General features: G+C 63.6%; 4 protein-coding genes. 2 read left to right on the top strand and 2 right to left on the bottom strand.

Features of this window, described 5'->3' with window-relative positions; all coding sequences use genetic code 11:
- Positions 1-189 precede the first annotated feature (189 nt).
- Both UF78_RS13230 and UF78_RS13225 read right to left on the bottom strand, forming a co-directional pair.
- Positions 190-1,638, bottom strand: coding sequence for an SLC13 family permease (locus UF78_RS13230; protein ID WP_045162687.1), 1,449 nt, complete (start codon positions 1,636-1,638; stop codon positions 190-192).
- A 333-nt stretch (positions 1,639-1,971) separates the two neighbouring features.
- Positions 1,972-3,321 carry a class II 3-deoxy-7-phosphoheptulonate synthase gene (locus tag UF78_RS13225; RefSeq protein ID WP_045162686.1) on the bottom strand — a complete coding sequence of 450 codons (1,350 nt, stop codon included), beginning with the start codon at positions 3,319-3,321 and terminating at the stop codon, positions 1,972-1,974.
- A gap of 117 nt (positions 3,322-3,438) precedes the next feature.
- Here UF78_RS13225 and UF78_RS13220 point away from each other — a divergent pair, with 117 nt between their 5' ends.
- Together UF78_RS13220 and UF78_RS13215 are read left to right on the top strand one after the other, a co-directional pair.
- Positions 3,439-4,188 carry a spermidine synthase gene (locus tag UF78_RS13220; protein ID WP_045162685.1) on the top strand — a complete coding sequence of 250 codons (750 nt, stop codon included), beginning with the start codon at positions 3,439-3,441 and terminating at the stop codon, positions 4,186-4,188.
- A 1,007-nt stretch (positions 4,189-5,195) separates the two neighbouring features.
- A complete protein-coding gene (locus tag UF78_RS13215; protein WP_045162684.1) occupies positions 5,196-6,866 on the top strand; it encodes a DEAD/DEAH box helicase in 1,671 nt (556 codons plus the stop codon).
- The last annotated feature ends 269 nt before the right edge of the window (positions 6,867-7,135 follow it).

Here is a 7,135-nt window from a genome sequence, read left to right as displayed (position 1 = left end):
GGTGCGCGCCGTGGCTTTCTGTAGGAGCCCCGCCCTCGGGGCGAAGCTTTTGCTTTTGAGCCGACCGCAAGCTCGCGTTCGCCGCGGATCGCGGCTCCCACAAAAGGCGGCTCGGTGCGCGCCGTGGCTTTCTGTAGGAGCCTCGCCCTCGGGGCGAAGCTTTGCTTTCGAGCGGGCCGCAAGCTCGCTTCAGCCGCCCCAGATCCAGCCCACCAGCAGGTAGCAGAGCAGGGTGACCAGTACGACACCGAACAGGTTCAGGGCAAAACCGGCTTTGATCATGGCCTGGATCGGCAGCTGACCGGTGCCGAACACTATCGCGTTGGGTGGGGTCGCCACTGGCATCATGAAGGCGCAGCTGGCGGCGACAGCGGCCGGTATCGCGAGCATCTCTGGCGACATGCCCTGCGCGACCGCCAACGCACCCAGCAAGGGCAGAAAGGCGGCTGCCGTTGCGGTGTTGGAGGTGATCTCCGTGAGAAAAATGATCACCAGCGCGACGACGCCGATCATCAGAACCAGCGGCAAGGCCTCGAAGGCACCCAGGCTTTCGGCGATCCATTCGGCCAGGCCCGATGCACCGATCACGCCGGCCAGCGACAGACCGCCGCCGAACAGCAGCAGCACGCCCCAAGGCGCCTTGTTCGCCTGCTCCCAGTCCATCAGAAAGACTCGTTCGCGAAGGTTAACCGGAATCAGGAACAGCGCCAGGGCGGCGGCGATGGCGATGCTGGTATCGTTGACACCCTCTACGTAGTCAGCAAGGAACGGCTGCAGTATCCAGGCGGTGGCCGCCAGCGTGAACACAACAGCGACCAGTTTCTCGGCGCGGGACATGGGGCCCAGCGCCGCCATTTCCTGTTCCAGCAGGCCGCGGCTGTCGCCACCAGCGAGCTTGAAACCTCCGCGTGTCAGCCACCACCAGATGAAAATCAGCATGCCCACGCTCAGCGGAAGCCCCAGCAACATCCACTGGCCAAAACCGATCTGCACGTCATAGTTCTCGCGCATGAAGGCGGCCAGCAATGCGTTGGGTGGCGTGCCAATCAGTGTCGCGATACCGCCCACGCTGGCGGCATAGGCAATGCCGAGAAGCAGCGCAATGGCGAAACGCCCCCCTTCTTTTTCATCGCTGCCGGCCACCAGCAGGCCGATGACCGACAGGCCGATGGGCAGCATCATGATGCTCGTTGCGGTGTTGCTGACCCACATGCTGATAAAAGCAGTGGCGATCATGAATCCGGCAATCTGGCGGCTGGGCTGGTTGCCCACGGCTAGCAGCGTCGCCAGAGCGATTCGCCGATGCAGGTTCCAGCGCTGCATGGCCAGCCCGAGTACGAAGCCGCCGAAGAACAGGAAGATCGTCGGGTTGGCGTAGGGCGCGGTGGCCTTGGCCAGTGTATCGATCCCCAGCAGCGGGATCAGCAGGATTGGCAGCAGCGACGTTGCCGGGATTGGGATCGCCTCGGTAGACCACCAGATCGCCATCAGACCGGCCAGGCCCACCGTCAGCCAGGCTTCGTTCGACAGCCCGCCTGGGGGCTCGGTGAGCAGGCAGGCAAGCAACAGCAAAGGGCCGAGCGCCAGCCCGATCCACGCGGCCAGGGCGGCGCCTTTGCTTTGGGAAGATTCGGTCATGGCAGGCAATTCCTCTACGACACCCGGCGATGAATGTTCGAGCCGCGCCCGTGACGCGCTCGGCTTCTATTACGCGGACCAGAGCCCGTGTCGTTGGTTCGGCGCGATGCGCAACGGGAATCTAGACCGGCAATGGCAGAGGCGGCTGCGTGAGGTTGGGCTTCAACCGCCATTATCGCCAAACCTGGCATTCGGCAGCTTGAAGCCTCGCCCATCTGAGAAGCCCCTAGGCAGGGCCGTGGTTCCTGGCGATCCATGCAGTTCGATGGCATGCGGTTTTGCCCCGGCTCGTCAAGCATGCCTGGAACTTCGCATTCGGCTAGCTAGTAGCCATCAGCTCGGGCGCACCTGTTTCAGCGTCTCGGCGATCAGAAACGCCATTTCCAGCGACTGGTCGGCGTTGAGGCGTGGGTCGCAGTGCGTGTGGTAGCGGTCGGATAGGCCATCCTCGGTGATCGGGCGCGAACCCCCGATGCACTCGGTGACGTTCTGCCCGGTCATTTCGATGTGAATGCCGCCCGGATAGCTGCCTTCGGCACGGTGCACTTCGAAAAACTGTCGCACCTCGGCCAACACCCGTGCGAAATCTCGCGTCTTGTAGCCGCTGGAGGCCTTCATGGTGTTGCCGTGCATTGGATCGCAGCTCCACAGCACCTGGCGGCCTTCGCCCTGCACGGTCTGGATCAGGCGTGGCAGCCCGTCCTGGACCTTGTCGGCGCCCATCCGCACGATAAGGTTCAAGCGGCCCGGGTCGTTCTCCGGGTTGAGGATGTCGATCAGGCGGATCAGCTCCTCGCTGTCCATGCTCGGTCCGACCTTCACGCCGATCGGGTTACCCACGCCACGCAGGAATTCAACGTGGGCGCCGTCCAGCTGCCGTGTACGGTCGCCGATCCAGAGCATATGTGCTGAGCAGTCGTACCAACCCCCGCTGAGGCTATCCTGGCGTACGAACGCTTGTTCGTAATTCAACAGCAGCGCCTCATGAGCGGTGAAGAAACTGGTCTCGCGCAGCTGCGGTGCGTTGTCCATGCCGCAGGCACGCATGAACTTCAATGCCTGATCGATCCGTGCGCCCAACTGGTGGTACTTCTCGGCCATCTGAGAATTGGCGATGAAATCCAAGTTCCATTGATGCACTTGGTGCAGGTCGGCAAAACCGCCCTGGGCGAAGGCGCGCAGCAGGTTCAGGCTGGACGTGGACTGGTGATAGGCCTGCAGCAGGCGCTCCGGGTCCGGCACGCGGCTTTTCTCATCGAAGCCGATGCCGTTGACGATATCGCCGCGGTAAGCGGGCAGGGTGACGCCATCGATGGTCTCGCTGCCGGAGGAGCGCGGTTTGGCGAACTGACCGGCCATGCGGCCCACCTTGATCACGGGACAGCTCGCCGCGAAGGTCATCACCACCGCCATCTGCAACAGCACCTTGAAGGTGTCGCGGATCTTCGGCGCGGAGAACTCGGCGAAACTTTCAGCGCAGTCGCCGCCCTGCAGCAGGAAGGCGCGGCCCTGGGTGACCTCTGAGAACTGGCGGCGCAGCTCCCGCGCCTCACCGGCGAACACCAATGGCGGCAGGCTCGCCAACGTATCCTCTACGCGCTGCAGGTGCGCGGCGTCCGGGTATTCGGGCTGTTGCTGGATGGGTTTGGTTCTCCAGCTGGTGGGGCTCCAGGCGTGGCTCATGCAAATGGTGTCCGTCGGCGAAAAAGTATGCAGATTTTACCTGATGCGCTGCCCCGGCGCTGATAGGCCTTGCCAATCGGGCTGGTAAGATGCGCCGACCGGTTTGGAGTGAGCGTAATGGACAAGCAGGAAGTGTTGCTGGCCGAAGTGAAAGACGCGTTCGGCCTGATCCGTGTGCTGGAGGTAGGGGAGTACCGGTTTCTCGAGTTCGGCGCGGCGGTCGAGCAGAGCTGTGTCTTCACGCGCGACCCCAGCTGGCTGGAGTACGACTATACGCGTGCCATGCTGATGGGCGGCCTGTTGCACGAGTCACCGGAAACCGCCCTGTTTCTCGGGCTGGGCGCCGGCACTCTGACGCAAGCGTGCCTTGAATTCTTGCCCTTGGAGGACGTCGAGGCCATCGAGCTGCGTCCGGATGTCCCGGAGCTGGCAATGCGTTACCTGGGCTTGCAGAACGATTCACGACTCTACATCCGCATTGGCGATGCGGTGGAACTGCTCGAGTCGGCCGAGACCGCCGACCTCATCTTCGTTGACCTCTATACGGATGTGGGCCCGGCGGCAGCGCATCTGGCGTGGCGCTTTCTCGAGCGCTGTCAGCAGAAGCTGAATCCGGACGGCTGGCTGATCATCAACCAGTGGGGCACCGACGAAGACAAACCGCTCGGCGCAGCGCTGCTGCGCGGGCTGTTTCATCGCCATTACTGGGAATGCCCGGTGAAGGAGGGCAATGTCGTGCTCTTCGTGCCCGCGGACCTCGAACAAAACCTTGATGTCGCCGCCTTGCGCGAACGCGCTGCTGCCCTGGCGCCGCGCCTGGGTTACACGCTGGACTCACTGATAGACGCGCTACGCCCAGCGAGCTGAGCATAAGACGATTGCGGGGCTTTCGTACCGTAGCTGCGTACCGATCTGCTGGAAAGCCCATCACCCGGCGCAATAGCTTCGCCCCGGGGGCACCGCTTTTGTAGGAGCCGCGCCCTCGCGGCGAACTGGCGCTCGCTCAGTGCCAGAAAGCTTCGCCCCGGGGCGGGGCTCCTACAGATGGGGGGCCGTGCATCGCTCTTGTAGGAGCCGCGCCCTCGCGGCGAACTGGCGCTCGATCGATGCCAGAAAGCTTCGCCCCGAGGGCGGGGCTCCTACAGATGGGGGAGGCCGTGCATCGCTTTTGTAGGAGCCGCGCCCTCGCGGCGAACTGGCGCTCGCTCAGTGCCAGAAAGCTTCGCCCCGGGGGCGGGGCTCCTACAGATGGGGGAGGCCGTGCATTGCTCTTTTAGGAGCCGCGCCCTCGCGGCGAATTGGCGCTCGCTCAGTGCCAGAAAGCTTCGCCCCGAGGGCGGGGCCCCTACAGATTGGGGGAGGCCGTGCATCGCTCTTGTAGGAGCCGCGCCCTCGCGGCGAACTGGCGCTCGCTCAGTGCCAGAAAGCTTCGCCCCGAGGGCGGGGCTCCTACAGATGGGAGGGCCGTGCATCGCTTTTGTAGGAGCCGCGCCCTCGCGGCGAATTGGCGTTCGCTCAGTGCCAAAAAGCTTCGCCACGGGGCCGGGGCTCCCACGAAAACAAGAGTTCCCTGCCATAGCCCGCACGGACCCGCTTCCCCCGGCCTTGAACTTAACCTCGAAGACAAATTACACGCACAGCTTCACAGAATTCCGGTATAGTACGCGCCGGCTGAAACTCAGCCTGCGTTAGGTACTGCAACACACGAAGCGCTGCTTCGGCTGCTGTCCGCTTCTCGCGGCTGTCCTTGACGATTCATCATTCATTACGTTTTCGCAAACCCCGCCGACCAGGCTGCCAGGGTGACCTTCGGGTTTTGCATGGCATGCGCAGCTTCGGAACATGGGTCTTTGCGGAGCATCAGGAAAAGACCCATGACCCAGGAAATCGGCGGCTTTGCCGCACTCGGTATTCATCCCTCCGTACTCGCTGCTGTCATCGCAGTGGGCTACGAAGAGCCTTCGGCGATCCAGAGCCAGGCTATTCCGGTAATCCTCGGCGGCCACGATATGATCGGCCAGGCCCAGACCGGTACCGGCAAGACCGCTGCATTCGCGTTGCCAATCCTCTCCAAGATCGACCCGGCCAAGCGTGAGCCGCAGGCGCTGATCCTCGCACCGACTCGCGAGCTGGCCCTGCAGGTCGCCACCGCATTCGAAACCTATTCCAAGCAGATGCCAGGCGTTGGCGTCGTGGCCGTTTATGGTGGCGCTCCGATGGGCCCGCAGCTCAAGGCCATCCGCCAGGGCGCGCAGATCATCGTGGCTACGCCTGGCCGTCTGGTCGATCACCTGAGCCGCAACAGCACTCTGCTCTCGACTATCCAGTTCCTGGTGCTCGACGAAGCCGACGAAATGCTCAAGCTGGGCTTCATGGACGACCTCGAAGTCATCTTCGAAGCCATGCCGGAAAGCCGCCAGAGCGTACTGTTCTCCGCAACCCTGCCGCACTCCATTCGCGCCATTGCCGAGAAGCACCTGCGCGAGCCGCAGCACATCAAGGTAGCCACCAAAACGCAGACCGTTGCTCGTATCGAGCAGGCGCACCTGATGGTCCACGCCGATCAGAAGATCCCCGCCGTGCTGCGTTTGCTCGAAGTTGAAGACTTCGATGCCCTGATCGCGTTCGTGCGGACCAAGCAGGCGACCCTGGATCTGGCCGCTGCTCTGGAAGCCAAGGGCTACAAGGCGGCCGCGCTGAACGGCGACATCGCCCAGAACCAGCGTGAGCGTGTCATCGAGTCGCTCAAAGATGGCCGCCTGGACATCGTTGTCGCCACCGACGTCGCTGCTCGAGGCCTCGACGTGGCACGCATCACCCACGTATTCAACGTGGACATGCCCTACGATCCGGAATCCTACGTGCACCGCATCGGTCGTACCGGTCGTGCCGGTCGTGAAGGCCGAGCGTTGCTGCTGGTCACGCCGCGCGAGCGCCGCATGCTGCAGGTCATCGAGCGCGTTACCAACCAGAAGGTTGCCGAGGCGCGTCTGCCGAACGCTCAGCAAGTGCTGGACGCCCGCATCAAGAAGCTCACCAACAGCCTCGCGCCGCTGGTAGCGGATGCCGAAGCCAGCCATGGCGAACTGCTCGACAAACTCGTGGCCGATATCGGCTGCAGCCCCCGCGCCCTGGCCGCTGCGCTGCTGCGCAAAGCCACCAACGGCCAGGCGCTGACCCTGGCTGAAGTCGAAAAAGAGCAGCCGCTGGTGCCGACCAGCAGCCCACGTGAGCGCTCTGAGCGTTCCGATCGACCAGAGCGCAGCGGTGATCGCGAACGTCGCGCACCGATTCCTCTGGCCGAAGGTCGCGCCCGCTGCCGCACTCCGCTGGGTGCACGCGATGGCATCGCCGCGCGCAACCTTCTCGGCGCCATCCTCAACGAAGGCGGTCTCGCCCGCGAAGCCATCGGTCGCATTCAGGTGCGTGACAGCTTCAGCCTGGTCGAACTGCCGGAAGAGGGCCTCGAGCGCCTGCTCGGTAAACTCAAGGACACCCGTGTCGGCGGCAAGCAGCTCAAGCTGCGTCGCTATCGCGAGGACTGATCGTCTTTGCTTTGAATCTGAAAGGGTGAGCTTATGCTCACCCTTTTTTGTTTCCCAAAGCGCTAATCGCCCCGAGGTCGGGGCTCCCACAAGATCCACCTCAGCCGCCCTGTAGGAGCCGCGCCCCCGCCGCGAATGCAGACCGCAGGTCTGCCCAACAATCCCAGCCCACCCTTCGCAAGCCGTAACCCGACCACGCTTTTGTAGGAGCCGCGCCCCCGCGGCGAATGCAGACCGCAGGTCTGCCCAACAATCCCAGCCCTTCGCAA

It is taken from the genome of Stutzerimonas stutzeri (genome assembly GCF_000952685.1).
GTDB classification, from domain to species: Bacteria; Pseudomonadota; Gammaproteobacteria; order Pseudomonadales; family Pseudomonadaceae; genus Stutzerimonas; species Stutzerimonas stutzeri_E.
This window is presented reverse-complemented; position numbering and strand designations above follow the sequence as displayed.

Bases quoted from the DNA above. Each gene is read 5' to 3' on its own strand.
- UF78_RS13230 (WP_045162687.1), bottom strand. From the start codon at position 1,638: ATGACCGAATCTTCCCAAAGCAAAGGCGCCGCCCTGGCCGCGTGGATC.
- UF78_RS13225 (WP_045162686.1), bottom strand. From the start codon at position 3,321: ATGAGCCACGCCTGGAGCCCCACCAGCTGGAGAACCAAACCCATCCAG.
- UF78_RS13220 (WP_045162685.1), top strand. From the start codon at position 3,439: ATGGACAAGCAGGAAGTGTTGCTGGCCGAAGTGAAAGACGCGTTCGGC.
- UF78_RS13215 (WP_045162684.1), top strand. From the start codon at position 5,196: ATGACCCAGGAAATCGGCGGCTTTGCCGCACTCGGTATTCATCCCTCC.